Consider the following 21,368-nt stretch of genomic DNA (forward strand, 5'->3'; position numbering starts at 1 on the left):
CTCACTGCCGCGTCGATTACTAGATCTCGATCACCGCGTTCGGGTCCGCCCACACGGATCGGAGTTCCACGATGTCGTTGAGCGGCGAGTGTTTGATGACGTCGACGATGCCGGTCACGCATGCACGGATGGTTTCCGGGTCGCGATCCTCGATAGCCTTGTCGAGTCTGACGAAGAAGCCCTGGTGCAGTTCGCGGCGCTCGTCGAAGACGCGATCCAGATAGTCCCGCAGGCCTTGGCTCGCGGCGCTGATCCTGGCGATCTCCTTGTCGCGGTCTGCAGCAATTCGGGCGCGCTCGGTCAGGTTGGCGTCGACGCGCTTGGCGACGTCGACAATTGCCATGAGGTACTGAGCGGCGTCCGGTGTCGCGGCCATCCAGCCGATCCCCTTGGCGGTGTTCCGACGGGCATCAGGCATTCGTGTGCTCCGGGTGGTAGTCGCGGTATTTTATTACGAGGAATTCACCATCGGGGTCGAGCGTCAAGTCGTCATCGACGATAGGCGCAGCGCTGACTTCGCCGACGCCCTTCACGACGTGGAGCGCCGCCTGAAGACGGTGGGCATGATCATCGCTGTCGAGATCAAACCCGCCAGGCTCGCGCTCGGCCTGCTCCAGACTGTCGATCGTCTCGCCTGCGCACCTCACGAGGTCGGCCAGCACCTCTTGCACCTCGCCGACCCGCTCGTCAACTCCGTGAAGTAGCTCGTTCTGATGGTGGTATGTGGCGATGGCCGTCTTGACGTCCGCATCGTACTTGGCGACAGCCTTGTCGGCGTCAGATTTCGACTTGATCATCAAGCCTACGCTGAGCGCGACTGCCGGGGCTGCGGTGATGATGTTGAGGCGGAGCGCACCTGCTGCGATCCCCCCGCCTCCTGCCGCCTTGGCGCCGCCTCCGATCGCCGCGAGGGTTGCGTTTCGCGCTGCCGCGCCGCTCAACGCGTTGATCGCAGTGCCCGTAGAGGCCGTGGCCACCTTCGCTACGGTTGTGTAGGCGGCAACACTGAGGCCATTTCCTGCGGCAGCCGATACGATGCCGGCCATCGCGGTCGCGATGTCGCCAGGACTTGAGACCTCAGGTGTCGCGTCGATCTCGCGCCTTTCGGGTGCTTCTCCGTCCTCGACGACCTGGCGTCCCCGCATCCGCAACTGACGCTCGTTCCGTTCGGCAAAGGCTTGTATGCGGGGCATCACCGCGTCGAGGGCCGACTGTTGGCACTCGCCCAGTCTTCTCAGCCTTTCTGAGGTGGAGTCGGCAACGGCACGGTGCCTCGCGTACTCCTCGTCGTGCTGGCCGGCTATCTCTGTAATTCTCTTCTTCGCTTGATTCTCAATGATCTTGTTTCCGATAAAACTGACTGCCGTGGTTCCTGCGGCAACGGCGACCAGAACTACAGGGAACGGCATGACCCACCTCGAAACTCCGTCATTGATGCTGCGGCTGCCGCCGCATCGAGCTTTGCGGGCCAGGTCGGCTCGTCTTCCGCGGTCAGCAGCAGCACTCCGCTGTCGGCGCATATCGCTGGCCAGACCGGGTCCGTGCACTGCGAGACCAGCAGGACTGCGGTAGTGGCAGCACCGTGGGCCGCGAGTCGATGCCGGTACTCCAGCACCTGCCCGAGGCCGAGCCGGAGCTGCTCGACCTCGTTGCCGGCGAGCACGCTCTTCACCTCGGCGATGAACTGGTGTCCGTCGGCGTCCCGCCACGCCAGATCGACGTTCACCCCTCCCAGGCCGGACCCCGCTGCCACAGCCGAACGGGACAGGTGAGCAATCAGCGAGCGGCACAGGCGGTCGTGCTCGTCCACGCCGGCCCGGTAGACCTCGGTGTCGAACGACCGCTGCGCCGGCAGGTCGCCGGTCATCGTCACACCGGTGTACGACCGATCAAAGCCGATCCCGCCACCGGTCAGCGCAGCATCAACGTCGCCGCCGGCCAGCAACTCCGACGCTCGCCAGGCTCGTCCGACGACCTCCGGCCGATACCGTCCCTCAAACGAATACGGTCCGGCGGCCACCCAGCAGGACAGCAGCCGAAGCCCGGCGACGATCGGCGGCTGCCGCAGCAGCCAGCGTGCGGTGTCGAGGTCGGGACAGCTGAGGAGGACTTTCTCATCCGCGAGGGTCTTGGTGCCGTCCACCTCCATGTCGATGCCGCGGCGCCCCCACTCCTCCGGGACGACTGCACCGACGTCCATGGCCGAGATGATCGGCGCGGCGTGGGACCGGAGCCAGACCTTGTCCCCCGTCTCGTGCAGGCCAAGGATCTCCAGCACCCCGACCGTCAGCCGCAACGTGGCAGGTGCGGCGTCGCGCAGGTGGGACAAGATCCAGTACTTACCCGCGGTGTGGGTGGCGTCCGGCACGACCATGCGGGCCACCCAGCCGGCGAACGCCCACGCCTCGTGACCCGCCTCGTCGAGGCCGCTCGCCCAGTCGTCGTCGACGTCGACCGGCGCTGGGGCGAACGGCGACGGAGCAGGCTCCGCGAAGACCCACGCGGCCAGTTCGGCGGGGTCCACGAGTTGCCAGAGCCGGGAGCGACGCGAAGCGAGCATCTCGGCCACGTCCTTCACGTCGCCCGCGTTCCACCACCTTGCGCCGGCATCAACCTCGACCAGGTCGGACACCCGTCACCTCCAGATCTCGTCTGTGAAAAGCGTGCTCAGCGGTTTTTCTTGTGAGGCTCCACGTAGGTGTGCGTGTCGGGCAGCTCGCGCTCCACGACCTGAAAGGATCGCACCGCTTCCTTGAAGGCCTCAATCCGTTCTTCGGATGCCTTTGCCCCAGATGGAAGCCGCCGCAGGTGTCCGGGCACTTTGTAGCCTCGCCGGTGCGGATGCCCCTCTGCGGATGCCGTCCGCTGCGCTTCCACGGCTTCCACTCGTGGGACGTACCGCAGGAGCGGTATGCGGTGTCGGCCGGGCTGAGCCGGATACCAGGGACGGCCATCGACGTCCAGGCTGCCCTGCACTCGCTGAATACGACCGGAACGCAGGAGTTGGTCGACGGCTGCGCCGACGCGGCCCGCACGGTGGCGCGGAAGCCCGAGAGCAAGACAGTTCCGCACGAGTGCGTCCTCGACGAGTGTGGCGGTGCCGTCCACGCTCAGATAGCCGAGCTTGCGCAAGGTGCGGAGGACCCAGCTCGCGTCGGACAGGTCCGGGACTTCCCGATCCTGGTCGAACCCGGGTGCGCTTTCCCGACTGACGACCTGAACGTCGTAGCGGTGCAGGAACTCGACGCCGTCCACCTGCTCAGGCTGCGGCAGCAGTGCCGTGCGCGCCTTGATCATGGAGGTGTCCGAGCGCCAGCGAAACGTGACGATCACACCCGGTGCCAGTCCGCGGGGCCAACGGATGTCCCCGAGCTCCCACTGGCCGCCGCGGCGGCGCACGGTCACCTCCTGCACCTGCGCGACCGACGGACGCAACCTCTCCTCGTGGTCGATCCGCAGGCGTAGCCGCCCCTCCTGCCACGACTCACCCGTGCGGGGTTCCGGCAGCGCACACCATCCGCCGTCGATATGCATCCGGTACAGAGCCGTCCGCCATGTCAGCTCGTTTCGGCGCGACGGCCCGGTCTCCTCCGCCGACAGCCACCAGGCGTGGTCGCCCTCCTCGTCAGGGCTGGTGGGCTTGTAGCCGACACCCCTGCCGAAGTTGCGGGCGATCATGTCGAGTTCGACGCGCAGACGACGAGATCTTCCGCCTGGCCCCTCGCCGGCGGAGAGAGCGAGCACGGCAAGGTGGCCGGCGGTCTCGGCGCCGCGGTGCGGACGTGGGCAGAGGTCGGCGTAGACGGAAATGTGCCGGCGGTACGAGACCATCTCGACGAGAAGGCCGATGGTGTCGCTCGACAGAGCGAATTCAGGGTTCGGCGGAACAGTGCCGGTCCGCAGGACGAGCTGCACGAAGGCGGCCGCTTTGGCGTTCCGCGAGACCAGATGTACTCGGCGCTGACATTCGCCGAGCCCGAGAGCGGCTCGGCAGAGGGCCTGGACGGACGCCTCCTGCGGATCCGCCGCCGCGCCGATACCGCTGCGCAGCTCGCCGTCTTCCGTCACCCAGGCGTAGCCGAACTGTGGTGTGCCCGGCACGGTGTGCGTCTCCACCACCGCAAACCCGCTCGGCGTCTCCGGCGCGAGCCGCTGTCGCGCTCCTGAGCAGATGAACGCGTTCGGGTTGTCGGGCTCGGTGGGTGCCGAGGCAGCCACCTGCTGTGTCAGTTCCGCGATGGCCCGGTCGACCTCTGCCTCGAGCGCCGCTTCCCGCGCGGGCGACCGCCCCGCCCGCTGCCGAGTTCGGTGCGGACGTACCCGCTCGGCGACCTCCTCGGCGCAGTTGGCGCACGGGTGCGGGTCGTTGACCTTGACGCATCGGGCACGGTGGTCCGCGCAGGCCGACGCGACCAGGGCGCCGAGCTCCGGGTCGGCGTCGGCGACCTGGCCCGCCGCCTCGGTGAAGCATTCGGCGCGCAGGCGCTGCATGGGAGGTTGCCGGTGGAACCGTACCGCGCGGAGCCGCAGTTCCTTGAGCAAGAGCTCGGACATGGCCCGGCGGGCACCGGCCCGCGCGAGGGCCTTGGCGTCTGCCTCCAGACGGCCAGGTCGTGAGCCCGCCTTCACCGCTTCGGCCCTGTCGAACGCGTCCGCGCTCTGGTCTCGGGTCGCCTTCAGGCGGGCGTACACCCGGCCGGACTGGGCATGCCATCGTTCGACGACGGCGGGGTGTGCGAGGAAGCCGTTCGGCCGGGTGCCGTCAGCATCGGCATGCAGTACCCGCAGGAAGGCCTGGGCGTCCATTCGCCGCAGGTCCCGCACCTCGGGCGGCAGGGCCTCCTCCGCGCACGTCGGGTCAAGTCGACTGTCCGCGATCCAGGCCCAGTATCCGCTCGTCGGGACGTCGACGGCACCGGGCGGCAATCCACGCTGGTGAATTACGGCGTCCAGGGCGCGCCGGAACGGCTTGCCGCCAACATGCCGCATCACCATCGCGTCGAGGTGGTCCGGTGCCTTGGAGGCCCTACGGGCGGCGGCGAGCCGCGTCTCGTACCGCTCGTGCAGCCGCTGTAGCGCGACGCCGCGCTCTTCGGCGAGGATGCCCGCGGCGTCGGCCGACCGCCGCCGGGAACGGCGGTCGAACTCGACCTGCGCTACCAGGGCGTCACCTTCGGCAAGCAATTCGGCGTAGCGCAGGGCGACGACAGTCACGTTCTCATCAGCCAGCGACTTCAGCGCCTTCCGGTCATCCGTCGCGAGCTGACGCTCACCCTCCTCGGCCCGGATCCGCAGCAGCTTCGCCAACTCGACGACGTTCCTGCGGAGTTGGTCGGCACGACCTCCCTCGGCACCCCCGATCGAGTCGGGCACCTGCCTCGGCTGGGCGGACGCTGGAGCAGGTGCCGCCGGCAGGGCCGAGGCCGCCTGCTCGTTCGACAAGAGGAAGCCATGGCAGCCGTTGCAGAGCAGCGACGACCAGCTCCCGTCGACGACACAGACCAACCGGGACGTCTTCTCCCGGTCGCAGCGCGTGCAGCGGAAAACGACTCGGTCCTGGAGCCGGACCTGCTGCAGCCGTCCGCGAGCTGGACGGACCGTAGCGACCGTCCAGCCATTCGGCGCGCCCATGGTCATTGCTCCTCCCCCGAAGCAGCGAGTGGCACGAGTCGACCCTTCAGGCGTGGTTCGTCAGGCGAGCCAAATGGGCAGGTCATCTTCGGCAAGCAGCACGACATCGCTGTCATCGCAGGTGCCCCACCAGGCAGGATCGCCGTACTGCGATACCAGCAGGACAGCGGTGACCGGCACGTCGAGTAGGGCCAACCGATGCCGATATTCCAGAACCTGACCGAGCCCTAACCGAAGCTGGTCGGTTGCATTGCCAGTCGTCACACTCTTCACCTCGGCGATGAACTGTCGACCCTGATCGTCCAGCCAGGCCAGATCCACCGGTACGCCGTGCAGGCGGGTGCCCGCCGTAAGCCCCAGCCGTCTCAAGTGTCCGATCAGAATCTTGCAGAGCCGGTCGTGTTCCTGCACGCCGGCCAGGTAGGCGTCGCCGTCGTAGGACCTCTGCTTCGGCACCCGTGCCGGTAACGCGGGTGCCGAGTAAGGCTCATCGAAACCCTGGCGGGTGGCAGGTAAGCCGGCCTGTACGGCCGTCCAGACCGCACACCAGACCTCGCCCGCCAGCCACGCCTTCGTCGCGTGGTCACGCCGGTACTTGCGCGGAAACGGATAGCCCTTGGAGGACAGCCCGGCGGCGAGCATGCGAAGGCTGGCCACGATCGGTCGCTGCAGTAGAAGCCCGATCGCTGCGCTCAGGTCCGGGCAGGTGAGCAGGACCTTGTCCTCCTCGAAGGTCACGGTTGGGTCGTCGCGCAGCTCGATTCCCCGCTCGGGCCAGTCGGTGTCCATGTCCAGCATGCCGGCATCGGTCGCGAGTTCGAGTGGGAGCTTGGCCAGCCGGAGCCACACCTCTCCCCCGTCCTCGGGGAGGGAAAGGAGCTCCAGCGGGCCGACGACCAGCCGCAGAATCGGACCGTCGCCCAGATCGAACCTCGCCACATGCCAGTGCTGACCTGCGGTGGACAGCGCCTCGGGTACGGCCATGCGGATCACGAAACCCACCAGCGCCCACGACAGCATCTGGGTCGCGTTCAGACTCGGGAGGCCCGGATCGACGCTCGCCGGCGCGGGTTCCGGCTCAGCCGGAACGGGATCAGCGAAGACCCACTCGGCGAGCGTGGCCGGGGAGGTCAGTTGCCACAGTCTGGATCGACCGCGGCCGGTCAGCCACCACTCGACGTGGGCGACATCCTCAGGGAGCCACCACGTCGTGTCGGCCTGGGCGGAAGTGGTCACGGCTTCGCCCTGCGGCCGCGGGTGGCCTTCGGCGGGCGCCACGAGGTGAGCGCCTCGTCGGTGAGGTGCAGCCGGTTGGTGGTCTCGGCGAGGAAGCCGGCGTAGATGTCCGCCGGCGACGAACCCCACATCGGGTCGAACTCGCCGTGCCACTGGCGTACCCAGGGCAGGATCTCGCGCAACCCCGCGACCAGCGGCAACAGCCGGTCGGCGGCCCAGCCGCCCTCCTGCTCGCGGGCCACGACCAGGGTGGCGAGTGCCTGGGCCTGCTCGCGGTGGTCCCAGCCGGCCCAGCCGATCAGCAGCGACGGGTCACCGTCGCGGCTGGCACCGGGGTACGAGACGAAGCGTTCCTTGGGTACGTCGAGCTTGCCGCGATGCTTCCAGTAGCTGCCCTTGAGGAAGTCCGCCGACGTGTACTTCGGCGGCACCGGGATCCGCTTGCGGAACTCCCGCTTCGCCGCCTCGTCGGGCAGCGCGTCCTCCTGCCGTTGCAGGTCCCACACCTGCTCCCAGTCGGCCCGCTTGGCCAGCCCCGAATCCTTGTAGCGCAGCGCGGCCAGGTGCGGCACGTGCTCGTCGGCGACCAGGTCGGCGATGACCTTGCCGAGGTCCTGAACGGGCGCGTAGATGCCGGCGACGGTGAGCACGTCGTCGTCGCGGCGCAGCTCGTCGGCGAGCTGCGCGGTGGTCAACGGGCGCGGCTGCTCCAGACCGTCGACGTGGTGGTACCACAGCTCCCGCGCCTCGCAGCGGTCCAGCAGCCAGTCGCGCAGCGCCTTGCGCTGCATCGCGTCCCAGCCCTCGGTGGCCCACCGCCGCTTGCACTCGGGCCGCTCGATCAACCCGATGTTGCGGTTGCCCTCGATGACCGCGATCCGCCGCTCCACGACCGCCCGGTACTCAGGCGACCAGTGCGCCGGCATCTCGGTGATCGGCTGGAACTTGTGGTTGTGGTGCGTGAACCACGTCGTCTCGACCTCGCCAGCCTCAACCTTCCGAGCAAGCACAATCTCAAAGGCTCGTTCCCCTGGCTTTAGCTCCGGCACCGAGCCTGCCGGGGCAATCAGCTCCTCAGCCAGCAGGCCGTACAGCGCGTAGACCCCCCAGTCCAGCTCCTCCTGCAAGGCGACCATTCGCGCCCGCGCCGAATGCCATTCCTCACGACAGGCAGCAAGGCGCTCACGTGAAGGCGTCACAGAAGCGGCAAGCACCGCCGGGCTCACTGCGTTTAGCCGCTGCGCCAGAGCATCGATCCCACGGCTTAGTTCGATTTGGAAGACCAACGGCAGCGGAAAGTCCTGCAGCTTCGTTCCGCTGAATTCATACCGGTGTTCCCACGGCTCGTCGGCTCCAGCCTGTTCCGCGCCTGGCCGGCCTTTATTGTGGCTAACCTGCTTAAGCCAGAAGCAGGCAGTTGAGCTATTAATCAAACCGAGAATCTTCAAATAGTCAGATTCCGTTGACCCTTCCTCCAATTTGATTACTGGTGCATGGCGGTTAAATGCATTGCCACCCCGATCAAGCACTAAGTGAGGGTGAGTGGCGACAGAGGCGAACGTCAAGGACAACAAAGAGGCGTATCGCTCCTTAATCCATCTATACCAACTCCACCAAGGCTCGCCAGAATCGAGTCGAGTCACTCCCCCGAAGCCCGTAAGAGATTGAAGTGCGCGGCGCATGGACCATAAGTGGCGACCCCAACGCACGTTGCGATCATACTGGATTAGATCGCCGTGTTCGTCATATGGCACCAGTGCGAATTCCGTCGCAGAAAACTGCCAGTCGCGCAGATACTCACCAGTGACTAGGGGACGCACCATCACATCGGGCACCTCGGCTCGTCTATGCCAACTGCTGGTCAGGAAGAATGGGGCATCCATACCTGCAAAGCTCGCGGGACCGATTTGCCCTGGTATTAAATGTCCAAGGGTTTCAACTGAGGATGCCTCGATTGCCGCCAGAAGGTTGGGCGCCCCACCACCCGTCATGCTCCAAGGATGAGATGCCAGCGCTGCGCGTGGAGTGTCAGCGACGTCGACCCAGTTGCTTTGCAAGCTCAGATTACCCAGTTGATCAATTATCGCGCGCCAAACGATACCCATCGCCGGGTCGACTGGCGCGCTCGGTTCACTCTGGATACCCATGACTATACGGACAGTTCCCGGTCGGTTCCGGTTACTGTTGCGCCCTGCCAAGATCACTGTCGGTGTACCGTGGCCCGGGATGTAGGCACCAGAGGTATCGATGACGTGGGTCAGGGTCACGTCCACGGCGAATAGCTTTTCGATCATCTTCTTGCCGAACTCGCGCTTCATGAACGAGTTGGCAGTGATCTGCCCGACATGCCCCGCACCCTTGCCTTCGCCATCGCCGGGCTTCGCGAGTTGAAAGAACCGTTGCGCGAAGGGGACGGACAGCGCGTACTTGCCGGAGCAGGCGTCGTACATCTCGCGGTATGCCTCGTTGAGGACCTTGTCCTTCACCGTGATGTAGGGCGGGTTGCCGACCACGACGTGGTAGCGGCCGGGGCTGAGGATCCCCGGGTGCTCCTGCACGTCCTCGGTCGCGTACGCGAACTCGGTCATCGGATCGTCGCCGAACAACGTGCCCGCGCGGTGCTTGATCAGCGCGTCACCGACCGCCAGGTGCATCGGGAAGGTGTAGCCGGCCGAGTCGGCGAGCGTCTTGACGTCGCTGGCGCGGAGGGCTGCGGCCAGTAGGCGGAAGCGAGCAATGGCTACCGCGAACGGGTTGATGTCCACCCCATGGACGGCGTCGAGAGCCAGGCGTACCCGCTCCTGAAGATCGCGGTTGGGGGCGTGCTGCTCCCACTCCTCCAGCAGCCGGTGGAATGCGCCGAGGACGAAGTGACCGGACCCACAGGTCGGGTCGATCATCTTGACCACGTCGTGGCCGAACTCGGTGATCGCAGGGGTGAGCGTCAGGTCGAGGATGAACTCCTCGACGAACTCCGGCGTTTGGAGCAGCGCATACGTCTTCCGGGCCGCCTCGGACAGGTCCTGGTAGAGGTCGCCGAGGAAGCGGGTGTCCCACTCCGGGTCGGTGAAGTCGTGCACCATGCCGCCGGCCTCATCGCGCCGACGCCAGAAGGCGATCAGGTTCTTCGCCTCGTCGTGCGAGAGCGGGATCTGGTAGAGCGGGTTGTGCCGCTCGTCAAACAGTGACTTGCCGGCCTGCGAGCTGGCGATCGCCGCAAAGCCCTGTTTCAGCCAGCCGCGAAGCGTCTCGTCCGGCTGGTCGCGGAAGAACTGCGCCTCGGCCTCCTCGGCGAGGACCAGGCGATCCCCCGGGCCGGACAGGTAGGGGTCGGGCAGCAGCCCGTTGTCCTCGCAGAAGCGAACGAAGACGGTGCCGAGCACCCAGGCGACGGCGGCCTGCGTGACGCGCTCGTCGCGCCAGGTTGTCCAGGTGGCGGCGGTGCGCCCGACCTTGAACGCGTGGTCGTACTCACCGCTCAGCTTGAGGCGCACCTCCTCGACCGACTCGGCCTGCTCCCGCAGGTCCTTTTCCAGGTTCTTGACCTGCTTCTGCAAGTCGGACAAAAGCTGCTTTCGGTCGATCACGCGAAGACTCTAGCCGTCCCGTGGACGGGACGGGGGTACCCGTAAGTACCGATCTGGTCGACAGGCCGCTACCGAGTCAGGTTCGGACGACGGCTCACGCCGTCGCGGCGAGGAAGGCGGTCACCGCTCGGCGGAAGTCGTGCGGATTCTCGACCCACGGCAGATGACCGGATCCGGGGAGGCTCACCCGCTCGCAGTTCGGCAACGCCTTCTCCAGTGAGTCGACGCCCCAGCGGGGACGGATGTCCTCGGGCCCATCGATGATCAGCACGGGCAGGTCGAGCGCTCGGCACCGCGCGGCAATGTCGGCCTCCCTCAACTCCCGTTTCACCTCGGCGTTGAGGGCCTGGTTGCAGTCCCGGTTGAGACCCAGCCACGGCGTGGTCATGCCCTCGGCGTGCCGCAGCGCGGTCTCCGGGTCGGCGAAGTCGGCCGACCATTGCAGGACCGCCCGTTCGCGTTCCACGGCCGGGGTGTCAGCGCCGGCCTCCAGCGCCTCCCATCGGTCCCGGTGGGGTTCGAGCCGCCGTCGGAGGCTCCGCTCGTAGTGCGGGTGCCAGCCGCGTTCGGGGTCGATGCCGGTGCCGGAGACGTAGATCAGGTGACTGACCCGCTCGGGGTGGTCGAGCGCGTACCGCAGCGCCAGGTGCGCGCCCCACGAGTGTCCCAGCAGCGCCGTGCGCGGTCCGGCCAGGCGCTCGTGCACCGCGTCGAGGTCGGCCACGAAGCGGTCGACCGTGTAGGGCCCGCGCCGCTCGGAGCGCCCGCACCCGCGCTGGTCCCACCGGATGACGCGGACGTGGTCGTCGACCAGCCGGGCGACCGGGCCGAGGTAGTCCCACATGCCCGGACCGCCGTGACACACCACCAGCGGCGACCCGGCGCCGGCCTGGTCGGCCCACAGGCGACAACCATCTTCGGTACGCACGTGAGCGCCCATCGCGACAGTATGGCGATTCGTGCGCCGGCCGGTGGGTGCCTGCGGCGCGGCTGCCGATGTGGCACGTTGGGCGGATGAGCGCCGAGGAGATCCCGCTCGCCGGCGGGAACGTGACGGCGGGCGTGGTGCGCGTCGGCGACACCGTACGCCGGCAGGCCGGCCCCTGGACCCCGGCGGTGCACGCGCTGCTCGCCCACCTCTGGTCGGTCGGCTTCCGGGGCGCACCCCGGCCGCTCGGGGTCGACGAGCGAGGGCGGGAGGTGCTCACCTAGGCGGCCGGTGAGGTGCCCTGGCCGCACCGCTTCGAGCTGCTCGAACCGCTGGACCAGCTCGCCCGGATGGGTCGACTGGCTCGCGAGCTGCACGACGCGCTCGCCACGTTCACGCCGCCGCCGGACGCGCGGTGGAACACCCTGATCCCGGCCGACCGGAACGAAGTGATCGTCCACCACGACCTCGCGCCGTGGAACCTCGTGATCGGTGACCGCTGGGTCGTCATCGACTGGGACAACGCCGGGCCGGGCTCGCGCCTGTGGGATCTCGCCTACGCGGCGCACGGCTTCGTCCCGCTGTCGGCGCACCCCGACTGGCAGCGCGCCGACGCGGGCGCGCGGCTGCGCGCGTTCGTGGACGCCTACGGGCTGGACGAACGGCAGCGCCGCGACCTGGTGCCGTTGCTGACCGTGCGCACCCCGGGCCATGTATGACTTCCTGCGGGAGCAGGCCGCGCTCGGGGTGGAGCCGTGGGCGACGCACTGGCGGACCGGGCACGGCGACGCGTGGCGGTCCGACGCCGAGTACACCGAGCGCCGCACGGACCAGTGGATGAAGGCCCTGCTGGACTGACGCCGGTTACGGCTCTCTCATCCAGGTCTTCGGGTCCGTCACGAAGACGCCCTTGCCCTGCTGGCGTCGGATCACCCTCAGCGCTTCGAGGCGAACATAGGCCAGTTGCACTGTTCCGTAGCTGACGCCATAGTCCGCGCGGGTCTGCGCGACCGACGGCAGTCGATCGCCGGGCTTGAACTTCCCTGACTTGACGTCAGACATCACGTCGTCAGCGATGCGGAGGTACTCGGCTGATTCGGGCATGGCACTCCTCGCGTGGCAACCCGAATTCGATCACAACCCAAATGTCTTAGCAATGCGCTTTGACTTCCCTGTGTTCCCTAGTTATGTTGGAGTGGAGCCGGTCCTCGCGTGGCAACGAGTTCGGCTCATTCCCCCGGTCGGGGCGGGTGCGCGTGCCCGTCCCGACCCACCGATGCGCTCCGCCTCCGTACCGCCGATCCGGGCTGCGGCGGCGGAGCGGGCGGGCCGTCCGCACGCCGGCCGCGGACGGCCCGCCCTTCCAGACCCACCGCACCGACCCTCCGCGCTTCCGCCTGCCCGCGAAAGGACCGACGTGACCGAGGTGTATCGCTCCGGCCAGCTCTACGGGACCGGACTGCCGGCCCGGATGACCCCGCGCGAGGCGCGGACCCGCGCGTTCGACCCGCGTCGTCGTGGCGTCGACAACGAGCAGGTACGCGCGTTCCAGGCCGAGGTCGCCGACGAGTTGACCGACCTGCACCGGCAGATCCACCGGCTGACCGTGGAGAACGAGCGGCTGAAGCGGGCCCTGCGCGACTGGCAGGCCATGCATGCCCGCGAGTGCCGCCCACCGAACCAGGGTCACTGGTAGCGGTGCGCCCGCAACCGGGTGACCTGCTGCGGGTCGACGGCCGCGCCTCGGTGCAGTTCGGCGGCGACCGCGCCCTGACGTTCCGGGTCGTCTCGGTCGGCCCCGAGCTGACCCACCTCGGCTGGATCTGGCTGACCGGCTACGTCCTCGACCGTCATGGCCTCGCCACCGCGAAGCGCGAGATCTTCGTCCAGCTCGCCGGCCTCCGCCCACCTGTCGACATCCCGACGCCGAGCCGGGCTCGCGTCACCCGCCCCTATGCTGCTCGGAATGACCAGGGTGACGGCGGAGCAGCTCGCGACGGCTCGGGGGTGCGTGCTCGGTGACGCGATCGGTGCGACCGGCGGGACCGTGCCGGCCGGCGGGACGCTGCGCGCCACCAGCGCCGGGCAGCTCGCCTGCTTCACCATCGACGGCATCATCCGTGCCAACGTCCGGGGCGCGCACAAGGGCATCTGTCACCCACCCAGCGTGGTGTGGCACGCCTACACCAGGTGGGCCGCGATGCAGGGCATCCCCGGCATCGAACGCTGGCGGGAGGAAGACTGGCCGGACGGCTGGCTCGCCCAGGTGCCGGCCCTCGGAAAACGGCGCGGTTCCGCCCCGGCCACCGTGTCCGCGCTCCAGGCACAGCCGATCCTGCAGCCGGACGGACGCACCTGGACCAGCACCGGAGCACACGGGCTCACCCGTACCCTGCCGGCCGGGCTCATCCAGTGGTGGGGGCCGGAGCTCGGCCGCTTCGCCGCAGAGGTCGCGGCTACCACGCACGGCCAGGAGGCGGCCGACGCCGCCGCGCTCGGCGCCACGCTGATCGGCAACATCGTCGCGGGCCGGAACGTCGAAGAGGCGACGGAACGGGCCCAGCGGGAATGTCAGTCCCTCGTTCAGGTCATGACCGGCGTGCCGCTCTCCCTGGCGGTGCATGCGGCGCGCGACAGTCCACGCCAGCCGGCGGCTCTGACGCAGCTCTGCCCGGATGCCCGGGCCGCCTCGGCGCTGGCCGGAGCCGTCTACGTCGCCCTCTCGTTCCCCGACCGGGAACAACTGGGCGACGCCCTGCTGTTCGCCGCGTCCGCTCCCTACGGCAGGCATGTGGCCGCCACCGTCGGAGCGTTCCTCGGCGCCGCGCACGGCGTCGACGCCCTTCCGGTCGCGTGGGTCTCCCGGCTGGAGCTGGCCTGGGTCGCTGACGTGCTGGCCCGCGACCTCGTCACCGAGTTCGTGGACGGACCGTCGGGCACCGAGTACACCGCCGCCACTGATCCCCACTGGTGGGACCGGTATCCCGGCTGGTGACCCATCTGACGTCACTCAACCCCCGCGTCGGTCCACCGAGCACTGCCGTGCACGGCTCGGAAGAGGTATGAAGGGTCCCATGGAACTAACCGTCGAGGTCCAGCCACCGGACAGCCCCGGGGCACTGTCGACGCGAGATGCCGCCGACGGCTCTCGGGTGGATGAACTCGCGACCGCGATAGCCCTGATCAGCGACAGGTTGGCTGCCCGGCTCGACGCCGGGCCCCATCCTGGTCAGGGTTGGACGCTCGACGGGCTCGAGGCCACCTTCCAGCTTGATCTGCTGCCCGATGCCGGTGTCCTGCTCGTGCGGGACGACGAGCGTCACGCCGTCTCGGTGAAGTGCACCTACAAGCGCGTGTCCGGATCCTCCTAGGAGTCCGCGAACAGCACCGTGAAGCAAATACGTCTCTGGCTGGGGTTGATCGGCCTTGTCACCACCAGCTACCTGATCTTCGACCCGGTCGAGCGCTTCGCACTCGCGTGGGCCACGTTCACCGAGTTCGGGCCATACGCCTTGGCGGCTCTCGCCCTGGTGAACCTCGGACGAGCGCTGACCCGCTCGGCCGTCGCCTACATCGGCCCGGGCATCCTGGCCACGATCGCGGCCATCGTGGCACTGCGACCAGCCGTAACCCTGGCCCAGGCAACCAACATCACCATCGCGGTGGTGTTCGTGGGCGCCGTCGCCCTGGCGGCGTCGGCCGTGCAGGACGAACACCCGTGGACCCGGGTGATGTGGACCGGACGCGTCGCCGCACTGAACGCCCTGCGCGGGCAGCTACGTGCGGTCGTGGTCCTCGGCGAGATTCGAGTGGACATGCTCGGCTCGCAGCCTCAGGGACAGCCCGTTCTCACCGCGGTCACCTTCGGCGGGCGGGTGGTGGTCGACGTTCCCCGCGAGTGGCGGATCCTGGCCCGGCCGCCAGCCGGGCCACTACTTCTCGTCCGCGAGTCGGGTCGGCGCGAGCTGCCCGACACCGGAAGCCACGACCTTGAGGTGCGGCTGATCAGCTTGGGCGGAGCACTGGAACTCCGCCGAAGCTAGTCGCCCCTCGGGTGCACGTAGAACAGCTTCAGCTCGTCCTTCGCGGACGGCGGATCTGGCTTGCTGTCGCTGACCGCGAAGAAGAGGGACAACTGATTGTTCCGGGCCGCCTCGTTCTTCGGGGTCGCGGGAAGACCGAGGTGAAGACTTTCGATGAGATCGAAGCGGTGCAGATCGTAGGCGACCGACATCACCAGGCCCTGATCGCCCGCTGCCGCGATTGCGGCTCGGTAGGCGGCGACAGCGAGCACCAGCAGAGCGGCGGGGACCAGCCGCATCCATCCATCGTTGGCGAAGGCCACAAACCCCAGCGCGGCCATGACCAGGAAGGTGACCGCCAGGTTGGCGGAGGCGTCCACGCCGTCGCTGTCCGAGTCGAACGCGTCCGCGACCTTCTTGCTCAGCAGCGGATAGAGGCGGGGCCAGGTCCTGAGCGTGTCCAACGCGTAGCGCTCACCCGCTACCCGTTCGTTCCGCCGAAGGGTGTTGCCGAGCATCGTGGGCAGTACTGGCTCCATGGGCGGCGGGTACGACATGAGCTTCGCCTCGGCGCGCTCCGACCGGGCTTCGAGTTTCCGCGCTCGCCGCTGCGCTCGGACCTGCGCGGCTATCGGCATGCGGGCGAGTTCGGCATCGTTGACCTCCGGTTCGGAGAGGTTCGCCACCTCACGCAGCCTCTCCCGTCGCCGGCTGTGGACCGCAGTGGCGAGGCGAGTGGGAAAAGCTCCCAGCCAGCCAGCCCAATAGCCCTCGAGCATTCGGACGAGCCGAATCTGAAACGGCTGAATCACCACGGTCAACGTGACCACCAGGAGCACGAACACCAGCAGCCCGCCCGCGTCCGTCTTGAACCTGATCCGCGCAAGCGCCTCAGGAAACACCAACGGACCGGTGCTGGTGAAGGCACCGGTCGTCACGAGAACCCAGACGTAGGCCACCAGGATGGCGTTCGGAAGCAGGCCGACGATCAGCAGGCGACCGAAGCTCGCCGCGGTCGGGGTGAACAGGGTTCCCAACCACATGTCTCACACCTCACTGGGTACGCAGGGGCCGAGGGTCATGCTGGCCGGGGCCTACATGTCGGCTCTCATCAGCATCGAAGTCATGCGGATAGACCAGCGTCTGCGAGCAGCCGCCGCACGAATACAGCCTCACGTAGACCTTTTGCACTCCTACTCCCGGATGCTGCGCACACCTGACGCTGGCGTCGTCCACGCGCAGCAGGCGGCTGACCCAGGGACAGCCAGCGGCTTGGCAGCGATAAACGAACCGAGGACGTTCGTTCGGCAGGCCGCGAAGTTGCAGCCGGTATCCGAACCAGGTGAACGGCAGCCGGGAGATGATGATCAACAGAAGCCATGATCTCACCCGGCTTCCTCCAGGAGTGAGGCTGTGGTGACAGCGAGTTTGCCACGACGTCTCAGCGAGAGGAACGCCCCGATCGGTTGACTGGGTGCCGCCGCCGGGACCGCCGTCGGACATCGAAGCGATGGACGACGCGCCGACAGCTCGGACAGGACAGTCTCACGCGACTGCCGCGCTGCGGTGGGCGTTGACGACCCATGCCTCCGGCAGCGCGATCCACTCGTTGTCGCCCACCCGCACCACAGTGCCGTCCAGCTTCGGCAGCAGCGCCGGGTCGTCCATCGGGCAGAGCACCCACACGCCGCCCGCCCCGGCGCGCGCCGCGTCCGCCAGCTCGTGCAGCCGCTCCATCGCCCGGTAGCGGGCCAGCACCGCCGCGTCGTGCAGCAGCACCGGCCCGGCGTCCACGCTCAACCGCGCGCGCAGGAGCGGCACGACGAGCTGCCACGCCTGTTCGACGTACTCGCCGAGCTTGATGGCGGCCCGCGAGTTCTCCGGCGCGTTGTCGGCCCCGACCACGGTCTCCCAGGTGGGTTTCGGTCGGGCGTCGACCAGACCGCGAAGCTCCCGCACGAACTCCTCGGCCACACTGACCGGGCGGGCGTCGAAGCGGCGGACCAGCTCCTCCCGGGCCGGCGCGTAGCGGTTGAGGCGTACCGTCAGGGCCCGGAACCCACCGGCGGACCTGGCCCCGGTCAGGCGCTCCTCGGCCCGCATCGCCTCGGCCAGCTCGGGCGACTCGGCGGCCCACCGGCTCGGCACGGTGCTCGCCGACGGACGCCGCTGGATGATCGACATGGATGACGAGCCCGCTCGGGGTGGCGGCGGGAGGAACCGGTCGCGGTCCCGGCGCAGCTCGAAGCCCGCCTCGGCCAGCAGGCGGTCCAGCCTCCGGTCCGTCGGCAGCGGCGCCAGCTCGGGGAAACGCGCCGACACCCGCTGCTGCACCAGCTCCGGACTCAGGGCCCGCTGGTTGTCCGACGCCGGGGGCACCACGCCGGCCTGGGCGAGCCGCAGCGCCCGCACCGGGTCGAGGTCGCGCGGGTAGAGCTCCAGCCGCGCAGTGGCGGCGGCACGCTCCGAGGCCACCGCGGCGAGCAGGACCCGCCGCCGCTCGTCGATGACGTCGGCCGCGCCGCCGGGCGCGGTCACCGTGGCGAGGGTACGCATCACCGTCGCGGCGCTGGGCAGCACGTCACTCGCGGCGAGCCGGTCGGCGGCCTCGCCGAGCGCGTCGGCGTAGTCGAGCAGCGCCGGCGCGGCTGGCGTGTCCGGCGCGTCGTCCTCCCCGGCCTCCAGCGCGAGGAGCAGGCGGTCGCCGCGCGGGTGCGGCCTGCCGTCGACGTCGGTGCGGGCGTGCCGGCGCAGCAGCAGGCGCGGCTCCTCCTCGATCGCGTCGATCTCGACGGCCGCCCGCACGGCGGCGACCGCGACCGCGAGCCGCAGCGCGTCGCCGGTGCGCACCGAGCCGCGGCTGGTCAGCAGCGCCGCGGCCAGCTCGGCGACGCCCATCACCCGGCCGTCGTCGCGCAGCAGCTCAACGATCTGGGTACGCACACTGCGCACCACCGGCAGCTCGTGCCAGCGCTTGCGCTGCTTGCCGAGGATCTGCGCGATCCGGCCGGGGGTCACCCCGACGGCTGCGGCGACCAGCGGCTGCCGCGGCCAGAGCGGCAGCGCGGGCAGCGCGCCGGTGTCGTCGGGCAGATTCAGCAGCAGGCGCGTCGCCTCGGCCTCGGCGGTGTTGCGGCTGGTGCGGGCGGGCACGAGCAGCGTGGCGATGGCGTCCAGACCGACGCGTACGGGGTCGGTGTCGCCGGCCGTGGTCTCGGTGGCGGCCTCGACGCTGGCGGCCCGGCGGGCGGCCGATGAGGTCGGGATGGTTTCCCGCTCCCCCAGCCGGCTACGCCACTCCTTGACCCGGCGCTGCAACTCCTTGCGCGTCTTGGCGCCCAGACCGGGGAGCGTGGCGAAGGTGTTGTTGCCGACCGCGAGCAACTCGCCGACGGTCGTGGCGTCGACCCGGTGCGCGGCGGACACCGCCCGCGGGGTGAGCCCGGCGGCCTCCAGCGCGGTCGCCCGGGTGGCCCGCGCCGCCGCCTCCTCGCGGATCTGCTCGGCGACCTGCTCGTCCGGCTCCTCGGCCTCGGTCTCCGGGTGCTCCGAGCCGACCGGGGTGCTGGCGTCGGACCGGCGGAACACCTGCTGCCAGGCGTCGCGCATGTCCTTCAGCGAGCCGAAGCGCCGGCGGTGGTCGCGGTGCAGAGCCTGGTGGAGGAACTCGACCAGGCCGTCGCGCACCGCCGGGTCGAACGCCTCCGCCGCCAGCACTGGAGGGCCCTCGGTGAGCTGCGGTTCGGTGCCGCCGTCACCCCAGACCGGCAGCTCGCCGGAGGCCATCTCGTGCAGCGTGACGGCGAGGGCGTACCACTCGGCGTGCTTGTCGTAGACCTGCCGGTTCGCGGTGCCGAGGAACGGGTCCAGGTAGCGGGGGGTGCCTGCGGCGAGTTCCTTGACCGAGACCCCGGCCAGCGAGAAGTCGAAGAGCACGAGCTGGCGGGTCCGGTTGGGCCGGACCCGGACGGCGATGTTGTCCGGCTTGATGTCGCGGTGGTAGACGCCCTCGCCCTCCAGGTAGTCGAGCGCGCCGAACAGGTAGTCGCTGTAGGTCTCCAGCTCGTCGACGGTGAGCCGGCCCTCGTCGCGGAGCTTGCGGGCCAGCGTCAACTCGCCGGCGTGCTCCAGCACGACCACGGTGCGCTCGGCGATCCGCAGCGGCTCCGGCCTCGCCAGCCGGATGATCCGGGAGTCGGTGAGCGGGCGGAGCACCTTCGCCTCGTGGGCGAGCCGGGCGGCCTTCTCGTCGGATAGGCCGACCTTGAGCACCTCGTCCCGGCCGGTGCGCCCGTTGTGGGCGAGGAACGCGCGGCAGGTCGAGCCGGTGCCCAGCCGCTTCCTGATCGTCCACTCCCCGACCCGGTCCCCGCCGCGTGCCTCCAGCGGATCGGTCTCCGCCGGCTCCGGCTCGTCCGGATGCGTCGACGGCGGCGGGGCGGTCAGCTCGTTCTCGACCTCTTCGAGCATCTCGACGAAGTCGGCGACAGTGGTGAGGCGTTGCGCGGGCACCGGGGCGGTGGCCGCCTGGATCAGATCGTCGGCGAACTCGCTGATCCCGTCGGTCACCGACGAGGGACGCAGGCCGTTGTCGCGGGCCAGCCGCGACAGCAACTCCTGCCGCTTGGCGGCGGGCGGCTGGCCGGTGAGGATCAGGTAGGCGAGCGCGCCCAGACCGAACACGTCCATGGCGATCGGGTCCGGTCGCGGCGCGGTCAGCTCGGGCGCGAGGTATGCCTCCGCGGACAGCTCGATGTGCGCGGCGGCGTGCGAGGAGATGCTGACCGGGTCGCCGCTGCTGCCGCCGCTGGTGTCCACGGCGCGCGTGGCGGCCTGCCAGTCGCTGAGCTGCAACTGCGGCGTGAGCCACGCCTCCTCCTCGCTGCCCCCGCGCCGCCTGCGGCCGGGCGTGACCAGCACGCTGCGGGCCGACAGCGCGCGGTGGTGGAGGTGACGCCGGTGCGCGTAGGCGACGGCGTCGGCGATCTGGCGGACCAGCGCCACCCGGGCCAGCGGGTCGAGCCGCTCGCCGTACTGGGCGACGTAGTGGTCGAGCCGGACGGCTCGGGGATCGTGCCGGAAGATCAACGCCGGTCCTGCCTCGTGCGACTCCATCGAGTCGACCCGCACGATGCCGGGGTGGTTGATGCCGTGCAGCACCGTCATCTCGCGCCGGGCCGCCCGCTCGATGCTGGCCCGGTCGGCTTGGACGGCGTTGCGCTCCACCAGGTAGATGCGGATGCGGCGGTGCTCCCGCTCCAACTCGCGGTGGCGGGCGTGATGATCCTGCCAGGTGGGGCCGAGATCGTAGGGCCGCGATTCCAGCTCCCACGCCCCGACCTGGTAGTGCTTGCGGCTGCGGGCCACCCCCACGGCTTCGAGCAGGCCCGGCAACGCCGCGGAGACCTCCTTGCCGAGCCGCTGTCGTTCGTCCTGCGGCGGCCGTTGCAGCAGCGAGCCGATCGCGGGCAACGGGCCGGGCTGGTGCCCGGGCGCCGGCTCGGGCCCGTAGACCCCGTGCAGGTGGTGTTCGGAGAGCTCGACGTGCAGGCCCGGCTTGGACAGGAAGACCGCCGCCTGCACGAACGGCACCCTGATCGGCGTGCCCCTGCGCCGGGCGGCGGCGGCCTGGAGCAGGCCCTTGAGCTTCTTGGCCTTCATGTCGGCGAGGTGCAGCGGGTTGTCGAAGGTCCGGGTGCGGCTCGGGCTGGTCTGGATCCAGTTGGAGCCGCTCGAGGTCAGCCGGCCAGTCAGGCTCTTGATCTCGATCAGGTAGAGCCCGCCGGGGCCGGCGACCAGCAGGTCGACCTCGTAGGGGTGCCCGGTCGGGGCGGTGAAGGTGAAGTTCGACCAGGCGCGGTAGGGCTCGGTGTCGGGCAGCAGCGCCTGGACGTACGCCAGCGCCTCCCGCTCGTGCGCGAACTGCGACGGGGTGATCGTCGTCCACCGGCCTTCCTGCATGCA

18 protein-coding genes are annotated in these 21,368 nt (G+C 69.3%); 8 read left to right on the plus strand and 10 right to left on the minus strand.

Going from position 1 to position 21,368, the window contains the following annotated elements; genetic code table 11:
- Positions 1-19: 19 nt before the first annotated feature.
- The 7 genes from ACLQ2W_RS13120 to ACLQ2W_RS13150 form a co-directional block, all read right to left on the minus strand.
- Entirely contained in the window at positions 20-418 is a 399-nt protein-coding gene (locus ACLQ2W_RS13120) for a hypothetical protein (RefSeq protein WP_425786621.1), read from the minus strand.
- The gene (locus ACLQ2W_RS13125) at positions 411-1,409 is read right to left on the minus strand and encodes a hypothetical protein (RefSeq protein WP_425786622.1); all 999 of its coding nucleotides are present in this window, start codon (positions 1,407-1,409) and stop codon (positions 411-413) included. The genes ACLQ2W_RS13120 and ACLQ2W_RS13125 overlap by 8 nt, the downstream gene beginning before the upstream one ends.
- A complete protein-coding gene (locus tag ACLQ2W_RS13130; RefSeq protein WP_425786623.1) occupies positions 1,394-2,632 on the minus strand; it encodes a hypothetical protein in 1,239 nt (412 codons plus the stop codon). Before ACLQ2W_RS13130 ends, ACLQ2W_RS13125 begins: the two co-directional genes overlap by 16 nt.
- Positions 2,633-2,667: 35 nt before the next feature.
- Positions 2,668-5,637: a hypothetical protein gene (locus ACLQ2W_RS13135; protein ID WP_425786624.1), complete on the minus strand. Its 2,970-nt coding sequence runs from the start codon at positions 5,635-5,637 to the stop codon at positions 2,668-2,670.
- Positions 5,638-5,691: 54 nt separating this feature from the next.
- Positions 5,692-6,867: a hypothetical protein gene (locus ACLQ2W_RS13140; protein ID WP_425786625.1), complete on the minus strand. Its 1,176-nt coding sequence runs from the start codon at positions 6,865-6,867 to the stop codon at positions 5,692-5,694.
- Complete coding sequence (gene pglX, locus ACLQ2W_RS13145; protein WP_425786626.1) at positions 6,864-10,454, minus strand: BREX-2 system adenine-specific DNA-methyltransferase PglX; 3,591 nt, start codon at positions 10,452-10,454, stop codon at positions 6,864-6,866. Before pglX ends, ACLQ2W_RS13140 begins: the two co-directional genes overlap by 4 nt.
- A 94-nt stretch (positions 10,455-10,548) precedes the next feature.
- Positions 10,549-11,394: an alpha/beta fold hydrolase gene (locus tag ACLQ2W_RS13150; RefSeq protein WP_425786627.1), complete on the minus strand. Its 846-nt coding sequence runs from the start codon at positions 11,392-11,394 to the stop codon at positions 10,549-10,551.
- 74 nt (positions 11,395-11,468) lie between these two features.
- Here ACLQ2W_RS13150 and ACLQ2W_RS13155 point away from each other — a divergent pair, with 74 nt between their 5' ends.
- Genes ACLQ2W_RS13155 through ACLQ2W_RS13165 form a run of 3 tightly spaced genes read left to right on the plus strand, consistent with a single transcriptional unit; the run spans position 11,469 to position 12,240 of the window.
- Entirely contained in the window at positions 11,469-11,666 is a 198-nt protein-coding gene (locus ACLQ2W_RS13155; protein WP_425786628.1) for a hypothetical protein, read from the plus strand.
- A gap of 12 nt (positions 11,667-11,678) precedes the next feature.
- A complete protein-coding gene (locus ACLQ2W_RS13160; protein WP_425786629.1) occupies positions 11,679-12,101 on the plus strand; it encodes a phosphotransferase in 423 nt (140 codons plus the stop codon).
- Positions 12,094-12,240 carry a hypothetical protein gene (locus ACLQ2W_RS13165; RefSeq protein ID WP_425786630.1) on the plus strand — a complete coding sequence of 49 codons (147 nt, stop codon included), beginning with the start codon at positions 12,094-12,096 and terminating at the stop codon, positions 12,238-12,240. Before ACLQ2W_RS13160 ends, ACLQ2W_RS13165 begins: the two co-directional genes overlap by 8 nt.
- Before the next feature lie 6 nt (positions 12,241-12,246).
- Here the strand turns inward: ACLQ2W_RS13165 and ACLQ2W_RS13170 are convergent, their stop codons facing one another.
- On the minus strand, positions 12,247-12,486 hold the full coding sequence (locus ACLQ2W_RS13170) for a winged helix-turn-helix domain-containing protein (RefSeq protein ID WP_281941888.1): 240 nt from the start codon (positions 12,484-12,486) through the stop codon (positions 12,247-12,249).
- Between the two features lie 313 nt (positions 12,487-12,799).
- Here ACLQ2W_RS13170 and ACLQ2W_RS13175 point away from each other — a divergent pair, with 313 nt between their 5' ends.
- The 5 genes from ACLQ2W_RS13175 to ACLQ2W_RS13195 all read left to right on the plus strand — a co-directional run bounded on the left by ACLQ2W_RS13175 (position 12,800) and on the right by ACLQ2W_RS13195 (position 15,425).
- A complete protein-coding gene (locus tag ACLQ2W_RS13175; protein ID WP_425786631.1) occupies positions 12,800-13,078 on the plus strand; it encodes a DivIVA domain-containing protein in 279 nt (92 codons plus the stop codon).
- A 2-nt stretch (positions 13,079-13,080) separates the two neighbouring features.
- Positions 13,081-13,404: a hypothetical protein gene (locus tag ACLQ2W_RS13180; protein WP_425786632.1), complete on the plus strand. Its 324-nt coding sequence runs from the start codon at positions 13,081-13,083 to the stop codon at positions 13,402-13,404.
- Complete coding sequence (locus tag ACLQ2W_RS13185) at positions 13,349-14,377, plus strand: ADP-ribosylglycohydrolase family protein (RefSeq protein WP_425786633.1); 1,029 nt, start codon at positions 13,349-13,351, stop codon at positions 14,375-14,377. The genes ACLQ2W_RS13180 and ACLQ2W_RS13185 overlap by 56 nt, the downstream gene beginning before the upstream one ends.
- A gap of 79 nt (positions 14,378-14,456) precedes the next feature.
- Positions 14,457-14,753: a hypothetical protein gene (locus tag ACLQ2W_RS13190; RefSeq protein WP_425786635.1), complete on the plus strand. Its 297-nt coding sequence runs from the start codon at positions 14,457-14,459 to the stop codon at positions 14,751-14,753.
- 18 nt (positions 14,754-14,771) lie between these two features.
- Complete coding sequence (locus ACLQ2W_RS13195) at positions 14,772-15,425, plus strand: hypothetical protein (RefSeq protein WP_425786636.1); 654 nt, start codon at positions 14,772-14,774, stop codon at positions 15,423-15,425.
- On the opposite strand, the gene ACLQ2W_RS13200 is transcribed toward ACLQ2W_RS13195, so the two are convergent.
- The gene (locus tag ACLQ2W_RS13200; RefSeq protein ID WP_425786637.1) at positions 15,422-16,447 is read right to left on the minus strand and encodes a hypothetical protein; all 1,026 of its coding nucleotides are present in this window, start codon (positions 16,445-16,447) and stop codon (positions 15,422-15,424) included. The two genes, ACLQ2W_RS13195 and ACLQ2W_RS13200, sit on opposite strands and share 4 nt — an antisense overlap.
- Positions 16,448-16,949: 502 nt before the next feature.
- Positions 16,950-21,365 (minus strand): BREX system serine/threonine kinase PglW, encoded by a 4,416-nt coding sequence (gene pglW, locus ACLQ2W_RS13205; protein WP_425786638.1) that lies wholly within the window; start codon positions 21,363-21,365, stop codon positions 16,950-16,952.
- Positions 21,366-21,368: the final 3 nt, after the last annotated feature.

Origin of the sequence: Micromonospora sp. DT227 (assembly GCF_049841835.1) — a bacterium.
Lineage (GTDB): Bacteria > Actinomycetota > Actinomycetes > Mycobacteriales > Micromonosporaceae > Micromonospora.